Origin of the sequence: Nocardia speluncae NBRC 108251 (assembly GCF_001613245.1) — a bacterium.
Lineage (GTDB): Bacteria > Actinomycetota > Actinomycetes > Mycobacteriales > Mycobacteriaceae > Nocardia > Nocardia speluncae.
Genome location: NZ_BDBZ01000020.1, coordinates 197,499 through 216,250, shown reverse-complemented (window position 1 = coordinate 216,250; position 18,752 = coordinate 197,499). Strand labels below are relative to the sequence as shown.

14 protein-coding genes are annotated in these 18,752 nt (G+C 67.1%); 9 read left to right on the top strand and 5 right to left on the bottom strand.

The window, feature by feature from the left end:
* The first annotated feature begins 440 nt into the window (after positions 1-440).
* Together nucS and NS6_RS34095 are read left to right on the top strand one after the other, a co-directional pair.
* The gene (gene nucS / locus NS6_RS20045; RefSeq protein ID WP_068043912.1) at positions 441-1,127 is read left to right on the top strand and encodes an endonuclease NucS; all 687 of its coding nucleotides are present in this window, start codon (positions 441-443) and stop codon (positions 1,125-1,127) included.
* Positions 1,128-1,137: 10 nt separating this feature from the next.
* Positions 1,138-1,443 carry an Rv1322 family protein gene (locus NS6_RS34095; protein WP_084471227.1) on the top strand — a complete coding sequence of 102 codons (306 nt, stop codon included), beginning with the start codon at positions 1,138-1,140 and terminating at the stop codon, positions 1,441-1,443.
* A gap of 470 nt (positions 1,444-1,913) precedes the next feature.
* On the opposite strand, the gene NS6_RS20040 is transcribed toward NS6_RS34095, so the two are convergent.
* The gene (locus tag NS6_RS20040) at positions 1,914-2,930 is read right to left on the bottom strand and encodes a coiled-coil domain-containing protein (RefSeq protein ID WP_068043910.1); all 1,017 of its coding nucleotides are present in this window, start codon (positions 2,928-2,930) and stop codon (positions 1,914-1,916) included.
* Between the two features lie 86 nt (positions 2,931-3,016).
* On the bottom strand, positions 3,017-3,490 hold the full coding sequence (mce, locus tag NS6_RS20035) for a methylmalonyl-CoA epimerase (RefSeq protein WP_062979335.1): 474 nt from the start codon (positions 3,488-3,490) through the stop codon (positions 3,017-3,019).
* A gap of 277 nt (positions 3,491-3,767) precedes the next feature.
* Here mce and NS6_RS20030 point away from each other — a divergent pair, with 277 nt between their 5' ends.
* The 3 genes from NS6_RS20030 (at position 3,768) to NS6_RS20020 (ending at position 6,294) form a co-directional block, all read left to right on the top strand.
* A complete protein-coding gene (locus tag NS6_RS20030) occupies positions 3,768-4,946 on the top strand; it encodes an acetyl-CoA C-acetyltransferase (RefSeq protein WP_068043908.1) in 1,179 nt (392 codons plus the stop codon).
* 69 nt (positions 4,947-5,015) lie between these two features.
* The gene (locus tag NS6_RS20025; protein ID WP_245669425.1) at positions 5,016-5,381 is read left to right on the top strand and encodes a DUF3817 domain-containing protein; all 366 of its coding nucleotides are present in this window, start codon (positions 5,016-5,018) and stop codon (positions 5,379-5,381) included.
* 61 nt (positions 5,382-5,442) lie between these two features.
* The gene (locus NS6_RS20020) at positions 5,443-6,294 is read left to right on the top strand and encodes a tetratricopeptide repeat protein (protein WP_068043903.1); all 852 of its coding nucleotides are present in this window, start codon (positions 5,443-5,445) and stop codon (positions 6,292-6,294) included.
* A 39-nt stretch (positions 6,295-6,333) separates the two neighbouring features.
* On the opposite strand, the gene glgB is transcribed toward NS6_RS20020, so the two are convergent.
* Together glgB and NS6_RS35960 are read right to left on the bottom strand one after the other, a co-directional pair.
* Positions 6,334-8,490, bottom strand: a complete 2,157-nt coding sequence (gene glgB / locus NS6_RS20015; protein WP_068043901.1) for a 1,4-alpha-glucan branching protein GlgB — start codon at positions 8,488-8,490, stop codon at positions 6,334-6,336.
* Positions 8,487-10,490: an alpha-1,4-glucan--maltose-1-phosphate maltosyltransferase gene (locus NS6_RS35960; RefSeq protein ID WP_068043898.1), complete on the bottom strand. Its 2,004-nt coding sequence runs from the start codon at positions 10,488-10,490 to the stop codon at positions 8,487-8,489. The genes glgB and NS6_RS35960 overlap by 4 nt, the downstream gene beginning before the upstream one ends.
* A gap of 226 nt (positions 10,491-10,716) precedes the next feature.
* Here NS6_RS35960 and glgP point away from each other — a divergent pair, with 226 nt between their 5' ends.
* The 3 genes from glgP to NS6_RS19995 all read left to right on the top strand — a co-directional run bounded on the left by glgP (position 10,717) and on the right by NS6_RS19995 (position 15,628).
* Entirely contained in the window at positions 10,717-13,254 is a 2,538-nt protein-coding gene (gene glgP / locus NS6_RS20005; RefSeq protein ID WP_174552612.1) for an alpha-glucan family phosphorylase, read from the top strand.
* A 380-nt stretch (positions 13,255-13,634) separates the two neighbouring features.
* On the top strand, positions 13,635-14,996 hold the full coding sequence (locus NS6_RS20000) for an NCS2 family permease (protein ID WP_068043896.1): 1,362 nt from the start codon (positions 13,635-13,637) through the stop codon (positions 14,994-14,996).
* A gap of 95 nt (positions 14,997-15,091) precedes the next feature.
* Positions 15,092-15,628 (top strand): DoxX family protein, encoded by a 537-nt coding sequence (locus NS6_RS19995; protein ID WP_068043894.1) that lies wholly within the window; start codon positions 15,092-15,094, stop codon positions 15,626-15,628.
* Between the two features lie 41 nt (positions 15,629-15,669).
* On the opposite strand, the gene NS6_RS19990 is transcribed toward NS6_RS19995, so the two are convergent.
* Complete coding sequence (locus NS6_RS19990; RefSeq protein ID WP_068043892.1) at positions 15,670-17,718, bottom strand: ATP-dependent DNA helicase; 2,049 nt, start codon at positions 17,716-17,718, stop codon at positions 15,670-15,672.
* Between the two features lie 123 nt (positions 17,719-17,841).
* On the opposite strand from NS6_RS19990, the gene NS6_RS19985 reads away from it, so the two are divergent.
* Complete coding sequence (locus NS6_RS19985; protein WP_068043891.1) at positions 17,842-18,717, top strand: oxidoreductase; 876 nt, start codon at positions 17,842-17,844, stop codon at positions 18,715-18,717.
* Positions 18,718-18,752 lie beyond the last annotated feature (35 nt).

Genomic DNA, 18,752 nt, shown 5'->3' with positions numbered 1-18,752 from the left:
TCCCTCTAGGGGCCCACTTTTGTGGGCCCCTAGAGTGCGTTCAGGGGGTGTTCGGAGGATGGGCTCTTTGGCTCATTCATTTGGTTGGCCGCGAAACAGTGGGTATAGTGGCCCGGCATTCGGCAGGCCCGCGCCGGTGGGCGGATATTCCGGGCAGTCCGGGGTCGGAGCGTCCCGGCGGTGAACGCCCGGCTGGAGCGGCCCAGCTCTGTTGCCAGGGTGGTGCGCGGTTGTCGTAAGTGCTCGGACTGACGTCCGGTCCTGCGGGTGGCGTGTAGCCGCGCAAGCATGCTTCCGGGCCTATGGGGTATCCGGCTGTCGGTCATCGTCTCGAATGACCGCTGCTGATGCCGGTATCGTTGAACCCTGCGGCTCGTTTGCTCAGAGCCGGTCGAGGCGCCGTTCCGGGGCCGGCTCCGGTAGGGCCTAGACTCTGCCGGATGCGACTCGTGATTGCTCGGTGCCAGGTCGACTATGTGGGGCGGTTGACCGCTCATCTGCCGATGGCTCGCCGGCTGTTGATGATGAAGGCGGATGGGTCGGTGCTGGTGCATTCCGATGGGGGGTCCTATAAGCCGTTGAACTGGATGAGCCCGCCGTGCTGGCTGGAGGAACGGGAGCCGGATGCGGCGGCGGGGCAGTTCAAGGAGCTGTGGGTGGTGAGCAACAAGGCGGGGGAAGAGTTGCGCATCGGGATCGAGGAGATCGAGCATGATTCCAGCCATGAACTCGGGGTGGACCCGGGGCTGGTCAAGGACGGGGTCGAGGCGCATCTGCAGGAGCTGCTGGCCGAGCATGTGGAAACTCTCGGTGCGGGGTTCAGCCTTATCCGTCGCGAGTACATGACTGCCATCGGGCCGGTGGATCTGCTGTGCCGGGACGCGGACCGGCGGACGGTCGCGGTGGAGATCAAACGGCGGGGCGAGATCGACGGGGTCGAGCAACTGACGCGCTACCTGGAGTTGCTGAACCGGGATCCGCTGCTGTCACCGGTGGCCGGGGTGTTCGCGGCGCAGCAGATCAAACCGCAGGCGCGGACGTTGGCCGAGGATCGCGGTATCCGCTGCCTGATCCTCGATTACAACGCTCTGCGCGGGACCGAGAGCAACGAATTCCGGCTCTTCTAAGCTGGAAGCCATGCCACGACGAAAACCGCGCAGCGAGCGTTACGGGGCGCAGCCGCAACGGTTGGGCACCGGGCTGGGCGATGTCTACCGCCGGACCGAAGCCGGACCCGACGGCGATGAGTACGTGGTGCGGACGGTGCCGGGCGCCCGGGCGTTGAAGCGGTATCGCTGCCCTGGCTGCGATCATGAGGTCATGCCGGGGGTCGCCCACGTAGTGGCCTGGCCGGTGGGTGGCGGAGAGACCGATCGCCGGCATTGGCATCGGGGTTGCTGGAACGGCCGGGGTACCCGCGGTATCACCAGGCGGTGGTCTTAGCTCGCTGGACGGACCACAGCCTGCATGGCAGTGCCGACACAGAATCGGTGGCCGACTGTTCGATCTCGGTCCGTGCCGCATAGTTGATGTCGCGGCCTGTCGAGCAGGCGCGCGTGCAGCCCGGCCGGCTGTCCCGGCCCGCGGGTGACTCCTGCCCGGTCGGGCAGGTCCGACAGGGCAGGGCGGTCGCTTCATGGTGAACGTCGAGTACCGCCGGAATCGCGGGGCGCGGTTCGCTGCGGGTGGCGGGTCTCGGACGCGGGCCCCGTTTGTCGCAGACGAAGTTCAGGGCGGTTCGACCGCCTACGGTGCAGTTTGCCCAGCCGGCGGGCTGCATCGAGGGGGACTTGTTCTCACTGTGCAAGACGCTGCACATATGACTGTCGGATATGAGGAAGGCCGCCCCCGTGGGGGCGGCCTTCGGAATGATTTGTCGTGTCGCCGTACACGTTCCGACAGCAGCTGGAGCTCTAGTTGCTGATGTCGGCGTTTTCGCGCTCTTCGTCGACGATGTCTTCCGACTCGTCTTCGGCGTTCACCTCGGGGATGGCCTTCTGGCTATTGCGGCCGGATACCGACTTGTTCTGCCCACTGCCGATCGATTTACGCGACTGTTCGGGCACCCCGTCGAGGAGTTCGCTCTCCCGGTTGACGGCGGCCAGCATGGCGGGCACCGAATCGAGCTGGCCACGAATACCGAGCAGCTGGGCCAGGACGCGACCACGCAGGACGCGCATCTCCTCGGCCAGTTCCTTGGCGTGCGCGATCTTGCGCTCGGAGGTCTGGGTGGCGGAGGTGATGAGACGGTTGGCCTCGTCGGTGGCGTCCTTGATCCGCTGGGCGGCCTCGGCGCGGCTGGTGGCCTCCAGCTCCTCCATGGCGCGGGTCAGCTTGGTGCGACGCTCGGCCATGGTGACCTCGAAGTCCTGCTGCGTGGCCTTGCGCTTGGCGTCGGACTCCTTGGCCAGGCGCTCGGCCTCGGCCTGGGAGGCTTCGATGATCTTCGAGGATTCGGTACGGGCGTTCGCGAGGGTCTGCTCGTACTCGATTTCGAGGGCTTCGCGCTTCTCTTTGGTTTCGGCGAGCAGCGATTCGTACTTACCGCGCATCTCCGTGGCCTGCTGCTCGGCGATGGAAACCATCTCCGCGGCCTCGGCCTGCGCCAGCGCGCGGACCTCGGAGGCCTCGTCGGAAGCCAATCGCAGCATCCGGGAGATGCGATCGCTCATCCCTTCCGCGGTGGTCGGCGGGACGGACAGCCGGTCGACTTCCTTACGGAGCTCGTCGATTTCGTCGCGGGCATCCTCCAGCTGACTGGCGAGGTTGCGGGCCTGGGCGGCAGCGGCATCGCGGTCGGTGGCGGTGACCCGCAACTCGGCATCGAAACGGTCGAAATAGTTACGTACCTCGTCTTGCGCATAACCCTTGCGCACGACGGTGAAGGGCAGCGCAACGAAGCGATTGCGATCGGACTCGGGTGACGACATGGCCAACAAACTACAGCCTGAGACCGGCGCATGGTGAGCCGACCGGGAATGTTATCGGAGGTACGCCTAACGGTCCGATTACGATACTAGTGCGTAACATTCGGGTCCGGCTCGACCAACTCGACCAGCACACCGCCAGCATCCTTCGGGTGGACGAAATTGATGCGGGAATCGGCGGTGCCACGCCGCGGCGCCTCGTACAGTAAACGCACTCCGCGATCGCGTAGATATGCGGAAACAGCGTCGATATCGGTGACCCGGAAAGCCAACTGCTGCAAGCCCGGTCCGCTGCGGTCGATGAATTTCGCGATGGTGGAGGTCGCGTCGAGCGGTGCCAGCAACTGTAGAGCAGTCGAATCGTCCTCGGCGGCGGGAGCGGACAGCATCGCTTCCTGGACGCCCTGTTCGTCGTTGACCTCGCGGTGGGTTTCGACCAGGCCGAGGTTCTCGGCGTACCAGGCCACGGCTGTGTCCAGATCGGGCACGGCGATGCCGACGTGATCGACTGCGACGACGTAGTCGGCGGGAATGAACTCTGATGACGGGGTAGCGGTGCTCACCCTTCGAACGTAGCGCGTTCCGGCAGCGCGGCGGTGCGTACCCACCTGGATCCGTTTAACTGATGGCAACCGCCTTCAAATCTGCACGGTGATCTGTGTATCCCTGCGGGCGGTATGGGACTACCCGCGGGTTACCGTGGAGTCGTCCGCACGATGCGTTACTCCCGAGTAGCGCATCGGTCCGGTTCACTTCGAACCGGCAGGTGGTGGCCCGGTTTCTGGCACAGGGCCCCGACCTCGAGCCGCGGAGCGGCTCCAGAATTACAGGAGGCTTGTCGTGACCAACTCCGTGATCGTCGCCGGTGCACGCACCCCGGTCGGCCGGCTGCTGGGCGGCCTGAAGGATTTCAGCGGCTCGGCCCTCGGCGGTGTCGCCATCGCCGGTGCGCTGGAGAAGGCCGGTGTACGGGGCGACCAGGTCGACTACGTGATCATGGGGCAGGTGCTCACCGCGGGCGCGGGACAGATCCCGGCGCGGCAGGCCGCCGTCGCCGGCGGTATCCCGATGGATGTTCCGGCACTCACCCTGAACAAGGTGTGCCTGTCCGGTATCAACGCCATCGCGCTGGCGGACCAGCTGATTCGTGCGGGGGAGTACGAGATCGTGGTCGCCGGTGGCCAGGAATCGATGAGCCGCGCTCCCCATATGCTCGAGAAGAGCCGGGAGGGATTCAAGTACGGCGATGTGACCCTGCGCGACCATATGGCCTACGACGGCCTGCACGATATCTTCACCGATCAGGCGATGGGTGCGCTTACCGAGCAGCGTAACGAGACCGACCCGGTCACTCGCGCCGATCAGGATGCCTTCGCGGCGACCTCACATCAGCGGGCGGCCGCCGCGTGGAAGAACGGGGTGTTCGACAACGAGGTGGTGCCGGTCGAGGTGCCGCAGCGTAAGGGTGACCCGGTGCTGTTCCGGCAGGACGAAGGTATCCGCGCCGATACGACCGCGGAGTCGCTGTCGAAGCTGCGGCCCTCGTTCAGCAAGAACGGCACCATCACGGCGGGTTCGGCGTCGCAGATCTCCGACGGCGCGGCGGCGGTCGTGGTGATGAGCAAGACGAAGGCGCAGGAGCTGGGGTTGAGCTGGATCGCCGAGATCGGTGCCGCCGGCGTGGTGGCCGGGCCGGACTCGACGCTGCAGGATCAGCCGGCCAATGCAATCGCCAAGGCATGTGTCAAAGAGGGGATCGCCCCGGCCGACCTGGATCTGGTGGAGATCAACGAAGCGTTCGCGGCAGTGGGTATCGCCTCCACCCGCAAGCTCGGGATCGACCCGGCGATAGTCAATGTGAACGGTGGCGCCATCGCTGTCGGGCATCCGCTCGGGATGTCGGGTGCGCGGATCGTGCTGCATCTGGCGCTGGAGCTGAAGCGGCGCGGCGGCGGGGTCGGGGCGGCGGCGCTGTGCGGTGGCGGTGGTCAGGGCGATGCGCTGATCGTCCGGGTCTGAGCGTCCGGTATGACCGGTGTGACCGGTTCGACTACGACACGGCGTAGTGGTTAGGGCACAATGGTGCGCATGAACTTTCTTGGTCTGCGCACCACCGCCGGCAGGTTCCGTTTCTTCGCCGTGCTGGAGGCGCTGTCCTGGCTGGGCCTGTTGACCGGAATGGCGTTCAAATACCTTCCGGAAGAGGGCAACGAGATCGGCGTGAAGATCTTCGGCCCGGTGCACGGCGGCGTATTCGTTCTGTTCCTGCTGGTCGCGCTGCTGACCGCGCGTGAGTACGAATGGAACTGGAAGACCACCGTGCTGGCGCTGCTGTCCAGCATCCCGCCGTTCTTCACCGTGCTGTTCGAGGTATGGGCCGTGCGCACCGGCAAAATCGACCAGCAGGGCGTGTCCGGCACCGAGTCCCCGAAGACCCTCGCTGCCTCGTCGTGACAGACTGGAACCCGTGACTCGACCAGCACCACGCCGTCCTTCACCAGCCGCAGCCGCCGCCATGTCCGGGGCGGTGGATCTGTCCGCCCTGAAACAGCCGCCCGCAGGTGCGCCGGCCGCGACCGGTGACCATACGGTCACCGAGGCGGATTTCGAGACCAAAGTTCTGCGCCGCTCCATGCAGGTGCCCGTCGTGGTGGTGCTGTATTCGCAGCGCAGCCCCGGCAGCATCGAACTGGTGCAGCTGCTGGAGCGGCTCCTGGGCGAGGCGAACGACACCTGGGACCTGGCCGCCGTCGAAGCCGAGAACAATATGCGGATCGCGCAGGCATTCGGCGTCCAGGGCATTCCCACGGTGGTCGCCGTCGCGGGCGGTCAGCCGCTCGCGGATTTCCAGGGTGGGCAACCCGAGGAGCAGGTCCGGCAGTGGCTTGCCGCCGTGGTCCAAGCGGTGGAGGGCAAGCTCGAAGCCGATCCGGACGGCGAAGCACCGGAGCCGGCCGCCGACCCCCGATTCGCTACTGCGGAAGCGCTACTGGAGCAGGGCGATTTCCCGGGTGCGGAATCGGCCTACGAATCGATCCTTTCCCAGGAACCGGCCAACGCCGAAGCCAAGGCCGCACTGCGTCAGGTGAAGTTCCTCGGGCGGGCCCAGCAGCTGCCCGAAACGGCGATCGCGACCGCGGACGCGGATCCGGGCAATGTGGCGGCCGCACTGGACGCCGCCGATGTGGAGATGTTCCAGCAGCAGCCCGAGGCGGCGTTCGACCGGTTGATCGGCCTGATCAAACGGACGTCGGGCGATGAGCGGACCACGGTGCGCACCCGGCTGGTGGAACTGTTCGAGCTGTTCGACCAGTCGGAGCCCTTCGTCGTCGCGGCGCGCCGCAAACTGGCGACTGCCCTCTACTGACATCGGCGGTTGCCGCGCGGTTCGGGTGCGTTGATCCGGTCAGCGCTGCGGGACCAGCCAGATGACGCTGAGCGGGCCTACGGTTACCCCGGCGGATGCGGGGCGGTCGTGCAGAGGGACGGGCTCGGCGTGGACGACGCCGAGGTTGCCGGCGCCGGTTCCGCCGTACTCGAAAGCATCGGTGTTCAGGATTTCGAGCCAGTCGCCGGGCAACGGCAGCCCGATCCGATAATCGGTGTGAGTGTTTCCGGAGAAGTTGCAGATACAGGCGACCACGCCGCCGTCGGCGGCGTGCCGCAGGAAGGCCAGCACATTGGTGTCGCGGTCGTCGCTGCTGATCCAGGAATGGCCGCCAGGGGTGGTGTCCTGGCTCCACAGGGCCGGCTGTTGACGGTAGCCGCGGTTGAGGTCGGCGACCAGGAGCTGGATACCGCGGTGCAGTGGGTTGTCCAGTTCGTGCCAGTCGAGGCTGTGATCGTGCCACCATTCGCGGTAATGGCCGAACTCCTGCCCCATGAACAGCAGCTGTTTACCGGGATGGGCCCACATGTAGGCGAGTAGCGCGCGGACGCCGCCGGCCTTGGCGAACTCGTCGCCGGGCATCCGGGTCCACAGGGTGCCCTTGCCGTGCACAACCTCGTCGTGACTGATGGGCAGCACGTAGTTCTCGCTCCACGCGTACATCAACGAGAAGGTGATCTCGTTGTGGTGCCAGGCGCGGTGCACGGGGTCGCGGCTCAGATAACCGAGCGTGTCGTGCATCCAGCCCATATTCCATTTCATGCTGAAACCCAGGCCGCCGACCTCGGTCGCCCGGGTGACCCCGGGCCAGGTGGTGGATTCCTCGGCGATCGTCAGCACACCCGGATACGAGCCGTGCAGGCTCTCGTTCAGTTCGGCGAGGAAGCCGACCGCCTCCAGGTTCTCCCGGCCACCGTGGATATTGGGCTCCCACCCACCGTCGGGGCGCCCGTAGTCCAGGTAGAGCATGGCGGCGACCGCGTCGACCCGCAGCCCGTCGATATGGAACTCCTCGACCCAATAGCGGGCATTGGCGACCAGGAAGTTGCGGACCTCCGGGCGGCCGTAGTCGAAAACGTAGGTTCCCCACGCGGGCTGTTCACCGCGGCGGGGATCGGCGTGCTCGTAGAGTGGGGTGCCGTCGAATCGGGCCAACGCCCAGGCGTCTCGGGGGAAATGCCCCGGTACCCAGTCGAGGATGACGCCGATCCCGTCGGCATGCATCCGGTCGACGAAGGCACGGAAATCGTCCGGGCTGCCGAACCGTGCGGTGGGTGCGTAGTAGGAGGTCACCTGATACCCCCACGAGCCGCCGAATGGATGCTCCGCCATCGGCAGCAGCTCCACATGGGTGAAGCCGAGGCGCCGCACATATTCGCTGAGCTGTTCGGCGAGTTCGCGGTAGCCCAGACCCGGCCGCCACGAGGCGAGATGTATTTCGAACACACTCAGCGGCGCCCGCGCCGGATCCGTGTGGGCTCTGTCGGTGAGCCAGCGCTGATCGGTCCAGCTGTGCCGGGTCGCCGTGACGACGGACGCGGTGGCCGGCGGGAGTTCGGTGGCGAACGCGAGGGGGTCGGCATGGTCGGCGACGCGGCCGTCGGCACCGTGCACGCGGTATTTGTAGCGATCACCAGGTGCGGCGCCGGGGACGAAAACCTCCCAGACACCCGAACTGCCGAGGGCACGCATCGGCCAGGTACCGCCCTGCCAGTGATCGAAATCGCCGAAAACGACGACGCCGCGGGCATTGGGGGCCCACACCGCGAACGACACCCCGGTGACCTCGCCGTCCGAGCCCGGATAACGGCGGGGATGCGCACCGAGAACTTCCCACAACCGCTGATGGCGTCCTTCGCCGATCAGATGCAGGTCGAGGTCACCGAGGGTCGGCAGATGGCGGTAGCCGTCGGCGAGCACCGTGGTCGGGTGGTGCGGGTAGGCGGTCACGACCCGGTAGTCCAGCAGACTCGGGTAGGGGAGGGTGCCGCCGAAAACACCGTGGCCGAGCGCAGTCAGCCGATGGTCGGCGCCGGCGACCCGGATCGATACCGATTCCGCTTCCGGCCGCAAAACCCGCACGATGGTGCCGTCCGGGGCCGGATGGGCGCCGAGCACGGTATGCGGATCGGGATGGCTGCCCGCGGCCAGCAGCAGCAGATCGCGCCGGTTCACCGCAGTGACCGCCGGTAGGCGAGGCCGGCGCGGGCATGATGCGGGACCGGCGGTAAGGCGATGACGTGCGCGACCGCGCGTGCGGGGTCCAATCGGACGTAGTTGGTCTGCGCCCAGTGGTACTCCTCGCCAGTGATTTCGTCGTGGACCACCGGATGGTCGTGCCATTCGCGGCCGACGGCGGGCAGATCCAGGGAGAGCATCCCCTGCTCGGCGGTGAACGGGTTCAGATTCACCACCACCAGGACGGCATCCCCGGTGGCCGGGTCGATCTTCGAATACGCCAGCAGGTTGTCGTTGTCGATGTGGTGGAAATGCAGGCAGCGCAGCTGCCGGAGCGCCGGATGGCGGCGGCGGATCTCGTTGAGCCTGGTCAGCCAGGGCTCCAGGGATTCGCCGCGGGCACGGGCCGCCGCGAACGGGCGTGGGCGTAGTTCGTACTTCTCCGAATCCAGGTACTCCTCGCTGCCTGGGCGCACAGGTTGGTGTTCGTAGAGCTCGAAGCCGGAATAGACGCCCCAGCTCGGTGCGAGGGTGGCGGCGAGCACGGCGCGGATCGCGAACATGCCCGGACCGCCGTGCTGGAGACTTTCGTGCAGGATATCCGGGGTGTTGACGAAAAGGTTGGGGCGCGCCTCGTCGGCTTTCGCGGCGAGTTCGTGGCCGAACTCGGACAGCTCGTGCTTATGGGTGCGCCAGGTGAAATAGGTGTACGACTGGCTGAAACCGCGCCGTGCCAAGCCGTACAGGCGGGCCGGATAGGTGAATGCTTCCGACAGCAGCACCACATCCGGTTCGGTACGGCGGACCGCGCCGATCAGCCATTCCCAGAAATCCGCCGGTTTGGTGTGCGGATTGTCGACCCGGAAGATCTTCACCCCCAGCCCGATCCAATACCGCACCACCCGCAGGACCTCGGCGTAGAGGCCGTCGGGATCGTTGTCGAAATCGACCGGATAGATGTCCTGGTACTTCTTCGGCGGGTTCTCGGCGTAGGCGATCGTGCCGTCCGGCAGGGTGGTGAACCATTCGGGGTGCGTGGTGACCCACGGGTGATCGGGTGCGCACTGCAGGGCCAGATCGAGGGCCACCTCGAGGTTCAGATCGGCGGCGGCGCGGACGAAGGCGACGAAATCGGCTTCGGTACCGAGCTGCGGGTGGAAGGCATCGTGCCCGCCCTCGGCCGCGCCGATGGCCCACGGGGACCCCACGTCGCCGGGACCGGCGCTGAGGGCGTTGTTGCGGCCCTTGCGATTCACCCGGCCGATCGGATGGATCGGTGGCAGGTAGACCACATCGAAACCCATCGCGGCGATGCGAGGCAATTCGGCGGCCGCGGTGGCGAAGGTGCCGTGGACGGGGGTGCCGCCGGAATCGCGGCCGCCGGTCGAGCGGGGAAAGAATTCGTACCAGGCGCCGGTGAGGGCGCGTGGCCGTTCCACCAGCACCGAGAATTGCGGGCCGCGCGTCACCAGATCCCGTAGCGGATTCGCCCGCAGGATCTCGGCCACTTCGTCGGTGAACGCGGGCGCGACCCGGGCGGGCAGCGGTTCGGTGCTGCGCAGTGCCGTCGCCGCCGCCCGCAACCGCTCGAACTGTTTCTTACCGACCGCCTGCGCCGCCCGGTCGAACAGGCGCGCCCCGATCTCCAGATCGTTGGCCAGATCGGGTGCACTCTGTCCGACCGCCAGTTTCGCCTCGAGCGCAGACCGCCAGGTCGCGATCGAATCGGCCCAGCCCTCCACCCGGTAATGCCAAACCCCGGGCCGGTCGGGGGTGAAGACGCCGTTGAACACGTCGGGTTCGTAGTCGGGAGTCATCGGGACCCGGACGGACCGCGTCGATCCCGGTGCGCGGACCGCCAGGCTTGCGCCGACGCAACCGTGACCCTCGCGCCACACGACGGCCCGCACCGGGAACACTTCCCCGACCACCGCCTTCGCCGGATACCCTCCGGGGATATGCGGGGCGGTGTCATCGATGGCGATGCGGCCGGTCATCCACACCACAATATTTGCGCCGCCTTCGGCAGCACCGATTCGGGGCCCCTTGGCGTCGATTCTGCGGTGGAAAGAGGGTCAGGTGACCGCGGCAGATCCGCAACTGCTCCGGCCGAACGTGACCGGGGGTGCCGAGTCTTACGAGGCCCTTGGACGTTTTGGCCCGAAAGCAGGGACCGAGGGGGGCCGAAACCCGCGCCGACGGAGGCGGCGCCAGAATTACAGCATGAAGGCACTGCGTCGGTTCACCGTCCGCGCCCATCTGCCGGAGCGTTTGGCCGCGCTGGGCGAGTTGTCAACCAATCTGCGCTGGTCGTGGCATGGCCCGACGCAGGATGTATTCGCCGCACTGGACCCCCTGCGGTGGGCGGCGATAGGGCACGATCCGGTGCGGATGCTGCAAGAGGTGCCGGCCCCGCGGCTCGACGAGCTCGCGGACGATACCGGGTATTGCGCGTCGCTGGATGCGGCGGCCGCGGATCTGCGGGACTACCTGGATCGGCCCGGGGCGGATTTCGGGGTGCGGGCAATCGCGTACTTCTCGATGGAATTCGGGGTCAGCGAGGTGCTGCCGAACTATTCCGGTGGTCTCGGGATCCTGGCCGGAGATCATCTGAAGGCGGCGTCGGATCTGGGCCTTCCGCTGATCGCGGTCGGGCTGCTCTACCGGTCGGGGTATTTCCGGCAATCGCTGAGCGCCGACGGTTGGCAGGTCGAACGGTATCCGGCGCTGGACCCGCAGAGTTTGCCGCTGCGGCCGTTGACGGCGGACGGTTCGCCGGTCCTGGTGCATGTGGCGATGCCGGACCGGCGGGTCCTGGCGGCGCGGGTGTGGATCGCGCAGGTGGGCCGGGTTCCGCTGCTGCTGCTGGATTCCGATATCGCCGCCAACGACCCGGATCTGCGCGCTGTCACCGACCGGCTCTACAGCGGCGACCAGGACCACCGGATCGAACAGGAGATACTGGCCGGTATCGGCGGCGTGCGGGCGGTGCGGGCCTACACCGCGGCGGCCGGTCTCCCGGATCCGGAGGTCTTCCATATGAACGAGGGGCACGCGGGGTTCCTCGGGCTCGAACGGATTCGCGAATATCTCGCCGCCGGGCACGATTTCGATACCGCGCTGGCTGCGGTGCGGGCGGGGACGGTCTTCACCACCCACACCCCGGTTCCCGCCGGTATCGACCGGTTCCCGGTATCGCTGGTGCACCGGTATTTCGGGGGATCGGCCGGTGAGGCGGATTCGCCGCTGCTGCCCGGTATAGGTGTGGACCGTATCGTCGGGCTGGGCCGCGAAGCCGATCCGGCGGTGTTCAACATGGCGCATATGGGGTTGCGTCTCGCGCAGCGTGCCAACGGTGTGTCGCGGCTGCACGGTGAGGTGAGCCGGGAGATGTTCAACCCGCTGTGGCCCGGTTTCGATACCGCCGAGGTGCCGATCGGATCGGTGACCAACGGTGTACACGCGCCCACCTGGGCGGCGCGGGAATGGGTCGAGCAGCTGGATGATCCGGACGGTCCCGGCGGGTGGGCGAAGCTCGGCGACTTGGCGCCGGAGCGGCTGTGGGAGACCCGCAGCACCCTGCGCGCGGCCCTGGTCGCGGAGGTGCGCCGACGGCTGCGTGCATCGTGGTTGCAGCGTGGTGCCGCAGAAGCGGAATTATCGTGGGTGGACGGTGTTTTCGACCCGCAGGTGCTCACCGTCGGATTCGCCCGCCGGGTGCCCACCTACAAGCGGCTGACGCTCATGCTGCGCGACCCGCAACGGCTGCGCGCGCTGCTCCTGGACCCGGACCGTCCGGTGCAGCTGGTGGTGGCGGGTAAGAGCCACCCCGCCGACGAAGGTGGTAAAGCGCTCATCCAGCAGGTGGTGCGTTTCGCCGACGACCCGGCCGTCCGGCACCGGATCGTTTTCCTGCCCGATTACGACATGTCCATGGCCCGGTACCTGTACTGGGGTTGTGATGTGTGGCTGAACAATCCCCTGCGCCCCCTCGAGGCCTGTGGAACCTCGGGTATGAAATCGGCGCTCAACGGGGGCCTGAACCTGTCGATCCGGGACGGCTGGTGGGACGAGATGTTCGACGGTGAGAACGGCTGGGCCATCCCGTCCGCCGACGGTGTCGGCGAAGAACGCCGCGACGATCTGGAGGCCACCGCGCTCTACGAACTGATGGAGCGCACCGTCGTCCCTCGGTTCTACGAACGCGATACGCACGGTTTGCCGGTGCGCTGGCTGGAGATGGTGCGCCACACCCTGCGCGCCCTCGGCCCCGAAGTGCAGGCCGACCGGATGGTGCGCGACTACGCGCAGCAGTACTACGTCCCGGCCGCGGCAGCGTACCGGCGGGTCACCGAATCGGGGCTGCGTGGAGCGCGGGAGATCGCGGAATACCGGAACCGGGTGGGGCACGCCTGGTCGCGGGTGCGAGTGCTCCAGGCCGACGCAACAGGTCTGCCCGACACCCCGGTGCCCGGTGCACTTCTGTCGCTGACCGCGCGCGTGGACCTGGGCGGGCTGGAGCCGCAGGATGTGGTGGTGCAGGCGGTGCTGGGCCGGGTCTCGGCCGACGACGAGTTGTTCGACACCACCTTCGCCTCGATGTCCTCGACCGGCCGGGAGACACCGGAATCGACCGTGGAGGTGTTCACGGTCGAAACGCCGATACTGTTGCCGGGCTCGATCGGCTATACGGTCCGCGTGCTACCCGCCCACGAACTGTTGTCCTCGCCCGAGGAGCTGGGTTTGGTCGCGAACGCATGAGCTGCGTCCGGTGACGCGGCGTGAGTCCGGTAGTGCCTCGCCGGGGCCGGTGGCGTCGCCGGGCGGTCGGGCACCGGGCTCGTCGTAGCGTGCACCGGACTCGGGCCCGCCATCGTGGTCGGATTCGGGCCGCGCACGAACCTTCGTGTTTGTCCCCGGAACACGAGTGTGGCCGGGCGTCACAGGGTTCGGAGTATGCACGCTCCGGCTGCGGCCGTCGCCGTTGCGCGCCGGAGTTGCCGACGGCGGCCGCCGGGGTGGTGCGACTTCGGTTCGTAACAAGTTTCCGATACCGTTCCACTGGCGCTGACCTGCGTCCAACCGCACCGGGGTGGGCGGCAACCGCCGGGACGGAGTTTCGTCAGCCGACTGGAGATGCCATGGTCACAGGTCTTCTGACCCGGACTCGTGGACGGGTCGATTCGTTCTTCGGAATCGGGATCCACGGCTCGACCGTGCGACGCGAGTTGATGGCGGGGACCGTGACGTTCCTGGCAATGTGCTACGTGCTGGCGGTCAACCCCTCCATCCTCGGCGATCAGGGCGACCTCGGCGCGCAGGGTATTCCCACGCAGGCGGTGTTCACCGCGACCGCGGTGGCGGCAGTGGTGGGTTCGCTGGTGATGGGATTGTGGGCGCGGTATCCGATCGCGCTCGCCCCCGGGATGGGCTTGAACGCGTTCTTCGCCTATTCGGTGGTGCTCGGAATGGGGATCCCGTGGCAGGTGGCGTTATCGGGGACGCTGCTGTCCGGTGTGATCTTCTTCGTTCTCGCGGTCACCAAGATCCGCGAGAAGATCCTGAACGCGATCCCGTTGCAGTTGAAACTGGCCGTCGCTGCCGGTGTGGGGGCCTTTGTGGCGTTCCTGGGGCTGAAGAACGCGGGCATCGTGGTGGACGATCCGGCGACCTTGGTCGGGCTCGGTGATTTCACTCAGGGCGCTACGGTGCTGGCGTTGTTCGGGCTCGTACTCACCGTCGTCTTCCTCGTCCGTGGCTGGCACGGCGCGGTGCTGTACGGCATCGTCGCGACGGCGGTCATCGGCATGCTCACCGGCCTGGTGGATATCCCCGACGGGGTGGTGTCCATGCCGCAGGGCCTCGATCAGACCTTCGGACAGGCGCTTATCCATCTGCCCGACGCGTTCACCGCACAGATGGCGGTGGTGGTGCTGACCATGTTGTTCGTGGATTTCTTCGATGCTTCCGGCACGCTGATCGGGGTGGCGAACCAGGCGGGCCTGCTGAATGCGAAGGGCGAGCTGCCCCGGGCGTCGAGTGCGCTGTCGGCCGATGCGGTGGGCACGATGGCGGGTGCGGTGATCGGAACATCTACCACCACGGCCTATGTGGAATCGACGGCAGGTGTCTCGGCCGGCGGCCGGACCGGGCTCACCGCGGTGGTGACCGCCGCCTGGTTCGCGGTGGCCATGTTCTTCTTCCCGATATTCGTGGTGGTGGCGGGTTCGGGTGCGGTGACGGCGGCGGCGCTGATCGTGGTCGGGGTGCTCATGGCGCGTTCGCTCGGCGATATCGACTGGAGCCGTTTGGAGTTCGCGGTTCCCGCGTTCATCACGATCATCATGATGCCGCTGACGTATTCGATCGCCAACGGTCTCGCCATGGGGATGATCTTCTATCCCGTAGTGATGGTGGCGCGCGGCCGGTTTCGGGAAGTGCATCCGGTGATGTGGGTGCTGACGGTGGTCTTCCTCGCGTACTTCTTCCTGCTCGCGGAATAGCCCGAAACGTGGGAAGGTTAGGCTAACCTGACCGCGTTGACCGGGCTTGCTCGTTCGTCTCCTCGGCTGGGCAACTGCGACAACGAGGGGTTCCCATGACTGCCGATACGACATTCGAACGCACCGCCGACACCACCATCCGGGGTGGTTCGATATCCGGTGACACCGGCCTGCTGATTCTGCGGCTGGTTTTCGGTCTGTTGTTCGCCGCCCACGGTGCGCAGAAGCTGTTCGGCTGGTTCGGCGGCGAGGGGCTGGCGGCGAACAACGCGGGGTTCGAGAAGATGGGATTCGAGCCCGGCACAGTGTTCGGCACGGTAGCCGGACTGAGCGAATTCGCAGGCGGGCTGCTGCTCGCGCTGGGTGCATTCACCCCGCTGGCGGCGGCGATCGTATTGGGTACCGGAATCGTCATCATCGACACGGGTTTCAGTAAAGGCCTGCTCGGCGGCTACGAGATGGGTTTGCTGTTCGCGGTGGTCGCCTTGGCGGTCGCGTTCACCGGGCCCGGACGTTTCTCGGTGGACCACGGCCGCGCCTGGGCGCGGACCGGGCTGACGTGGGGCGCGGTTTCGGTGGTCACCGCGGTGGCGGCAGCCGGTCTCACCCTGATCACCAAAGCGGTGTTGTAGGCGGACGATTGCCGATGTGGTGACTGGTCCTGTTGGCGGAGTCAGACCGTCGCGGCGGCGTCCAAGCGGTGCAGGGCCTTCAACACCACTTCCGGGTCCGCGGTTTCCCAGTACGGGGGCAGCGAGGCGCGGAGGTAACCGCCATAGCGGGCGGTGGCCAGACGTGGGTCGAGGATGGCCACCACGCCGCGATCGTCGACGCTGCGCAACAGCCGCCCGGTGCCCTGGGCCAGCAGGAGGGCGGCGTGACTGGCGGCGATCGTGAGAAAGCCGTTACCACCACGGGATTCGACCGCGCGCTGACGGGCCGCCAGGAGCGGATCATCGGGGCGGGGGAACGGGATCCGGTCCAGGATCACCAGGCTCAGCGACGGGCCGGGAACATCGACCCCTTGCCACAGGGAAAGGGTGCCGAACAGCGAGGTTTCCGGGTCGTCGGCGAATTTGCGTACCAAGGCGCCGGTGGAATCTTCTCCCTGGCACAGGATCGGTGTGTTCAGCCGGGAACGCAGGGCTTCCGTGGCCGATTTCGCGGCGCGCATGGACGAGAAGAGTCCCAGCGTTCGCCCGCCCGCGGCCGACACCAGCCGTTCGATCTCGTCGAGATAGGCCGGGGGCAGGCCGTCCCGGCCGGGGGCGGGCAGATGTTTCGCGACGTAGAGAATCCCGGATTTCGCGTGGTCGAACGGCGAGCCCACATCCAGCGAGGACCAGCGGACGGTATCGGTATCCGCGGGGGCCTCGGCGCCGTTGGCCTGCACCGGGTCGACCTTGCCGCCGGATTCGGGCGGCAGCCCCCAGGTGCGGGCCAGGCCGTCGAACGTGCCGCCGATCTGCAGGGTCGCCGAGGTCAGGATGACCGTGGCCGTTCCGAACAACTGGCTTCGTAGCAATCCGCCGACGGCCAGCGGTGCCATATGCAGCGAGCGGCGGGTGACATCGCGGATCTCGGCGGCCGACAACCACACCACATCGCGGCGCGCGGCCGGATCGGGTTCGTCGAAAGCGGTGAGGGCACGGACTGCGCTGTCGTGGACCTCCTCGACCGCGGCCACGGCCATGTTCCGGCCGGCGGCGGCCTCGGGATCGGAACCCGGCGCGGCGGAACCCTGGGGGTTGAGCGCGGTACGCGCGTTCCATGCGGCATCCCGGATCAGGGCGAGCACCTGGCCGATCCCGTCGGGTAGTGCCTCCCAGCGGCTCGGGCCGAGATCCTCGAGGGCGCTGTGCCAGGCTTCGGCGGCCGCCTCGAGCCGATCGACCTCCTGCTCGTCGATGAGTTTGGCACAGCGCCTGGCGGCGGCACTGATGGCCGTCGCCGACAGTTCGGCGGTGGCGACGCCGGTGACCCGGTCGACCAGTTCGTGTGCCTCGTCAACGACCACCACATCGTGTTCCGGTAGTACCTGGATACCGCTGATGGCGTCGATGGCCAGCAGCGCGTGATTGGTGACGACCACATCGGCCTGCGCGGATTCGGCGCGGGCGCGCTCGGCGAAACAATCCTGACCGAACGGGCAGCGGGATTTACCCAGGCATTCGCGCGACGAGACGCTGACCTGCCGCCAGGCGCGGTCGCTGACACCGGGGGCCAGTTCGTCGCGGTCGCCGGTTTCGGTGTCGGAGGCCCATTCGTTGAGCCGTTTGACCTCGCGGCCGAGCCGCGAGACCGCGAAAGCGTCGAACAATTCGGCTTCGGCCGGCTCCTCCGGGATAGCGCTGTTGATTTTGTTCAGGCAGAGATAGTTGTTGCGGCCCTTGAGGATCGCGAATTCCGGTGGCCGCCCGAGTGGTTTCGCCAGGGCTTGGGCCAGCCGGGGCAGATCCCGGTCCACCAGCTGCCGCTGTAGGGCGATGGTGGCGGTGGAGACCACCACCGTGCGTCCGGTCCGGACCGCGTGCCGCAGGCTGGGTACCAGATAGGCGAGGGATTTTCCGGTGCCCGTACCGGCCTGGACCGCGAGATGGCGTTTGGTGTCGATGGCGTCGTCCACCGCGGCCACCATGGTCATCTGACCAGGGCGCTCCTTGCCGCCGAGTGCGGTTACGGCGTTCGCCAGCAGGGTCGATACGGGCGGGAGTTCGGGCACTCGGGCAGCCTACTGCGCCCCACCGACACCCGTGCGCGCAGTCGCGAACCGTGCGGTCCGTCGCGGTGTCGAGTGGCGGGTGTCGCCCTTCACAGTGATCTTACTCGGCAGTAAGGTCGGATCATGGCATGGAAACCCGATCAGATGCCCGACCAGCGTGGGCGTACTTATGTCGTCACCGGAGCCAACGGTGGTCTCGGTGCCGAGACCACCAAGGTCCTGGCCGGTAAAGGGGCCACCGTGGTGATGGCCTGCCGCAATACCGAGAAGGCCCGCGAGGCCGCCGATACCATCGGCGGCGATCTCCAGGTCCGCCGGCTCGACCTGGCCGATATGTCCTCGATCCGCGAATTCGCGGAGGCCACCGGCGAATTCGACGTGCTGGTCAACAACGCGGGTCTGATGAACGTACCGTTCTCGCGCACCGTGGACGGTTTCGAAACGCAGTTCGGAGTGAACCACCTCGGGCACTTCGCCCTCACCGGTTTGCTGCTGGACCGGATGCGCGACCGGGTCGTGACCCTCGCCAGCATCGCCCACAAGCAGACACCCAAACTGTGGGTCGACGACCTGAACTACGAAAACCGTCGTTACCAGCGAAACCTCGCCTATGCGCAGGCCAAACTGTCCAACCTGATGTTCGCGCGCGAACTGCAGCGCCGGCTGGCGGCGGCCGGCTCACCGAAACGGTCCTACGGGGTACATCCCGGGGTATCGGCCACCGAACTGTTCACCCGCACCGAAACGCCGCTGGATCTGGTCAGTAAACCGGTGATCCGGCTGGTCGGGCACGCCCCGGCGAAGGCGGCGCATTCCACATTGTTCGCGGCGACGACGCCGGATGCCGATCCGCAGACCTACTGGGGCCCGACCCGGCTGTTCCAGTCCCAGGGCCCGGTGGCGGCCTCCCCGTCGACCAGGTTGTCGAAGAACACGGGCCTGTGGCGGCGGTTGTGGGAAGAGTCGGAGCGGATGACCGGGGTCGTCTACGAGCTCTGACCGGCGCCGACGGCCGGCCACGCGACGTGCACCTC

Bases quoted from the DNA above. Each gene is read 5' to 3' on its own strand.
- nucS (WP_068043912.1), top strand. From the start codon at position 441: ATGCGACTCGTGATTGCTCGGTGCCAGGTCGACTATGTGGGGCGGTTG.
- NS6_RS19995 (WP_068043894.1), top strand. From the start codon at position 15,092: ATGACTGCCGATACGACATTCGAACGCACCGCCGACACCACCATCCGG.
- NS6_RS20025 (WP_245669425.1), top strand. From the start codon at position 5,016: ATGAACTTTCTTGGTCTGCGCACCACCGCCGGCAGGTTCCGTTTCTTC.
- NS6_RS34095 (WP_084471227.1), top strand. From the start codon at position 1,138: ATGCCACGACGAAAACCGCGCAGCGAGCGTTACGGGGCGCAGCCGCAA.
- NS6_RS20040 (WP_068043910.1), bottom strand. From the start codon at position 2,930: ATGTCGTCACCCGAGTCCGATCGCAATCGCTTCGTTGCGCTGCCCTTC.
- glgP (WP_174552612.1), top strand. From the start codon at position 10,717: ATGAAGGCACTGCGTCGGTTCACCGTCCGCGCCCATCTGCCGGAGCGT.
- NS6_RS19985 (WP_068043891.1), top strand. From the start codon at position 17,842: ATGGCATGGAAACCCGATCAGATGCCCGACCAGCGTGGGCGTACTTAT.
- NS6_RS20020 (WP_068043903.1), top strand. From the start codon at position 5,443: ATGTCCGGGGCGGTGGATCTGTCCGCCCTGAAACAGCCGCCCGCAGGT.
- NS6_RS20000 (WP_068043896.1), top strand. From the start codon at position 13,635: ATGGTCACAGGTCTTCTGACCCGGACTCGTGGACGGGTCGATTCGTTC.
- NS6_RS35960 (WP_068043898.1), bottom strand. From the start codon at position 10,490: ATGACCGGCCGCATCGCCATCGATGACACCGCCCCGCATATCCCCGGA.